Raw genomic sequence first — 232 nt, forward strand, 5'->3', positions numbered from 1 at the left:
CCTCGAGCTCCTTGGTGAAGTAGCTTCCCGTCCGTGGGACGTCCTCGATGCGACCCAGGTTCAGCCACGCACGTTTGAAGATTGCCTCGCGTTCGAGTTCGTAGAACTCAGGCGAATACGAATCGCGCAGGGAAATCGGACCGGTACCCAACTCGGGGTAATGCTCGGTCCAGCTCACCTCCGATGGTTTGGCGTACTTGACCATCGCGTTCCTTCCTCTTCAGTGATGTTG

At 57.3% G+C, this 232-nt stretch carries 1 pseudogene; it reads right to left on the reverse strand.

Features of this window, described 5'->3' with window-relative positions:
- A pseudogene (locus SB717_RS39845) lies at window positions 1-205 on the reverse strand (hypothetical protein); the annotation flags it as partial.
- Window positions 206-232: the final 27 nt, after the last annotated feature.

The organism is Priestia sp. SIMBA_032, from assembly GCF_046535215.1.
In the GTDB taxonomy this organism is placed as follows: Bacteria; Bacillota; Bacilli; order Bacillales; family Bacillaceae_H; genus Priestia; species Priestia aryabhattai.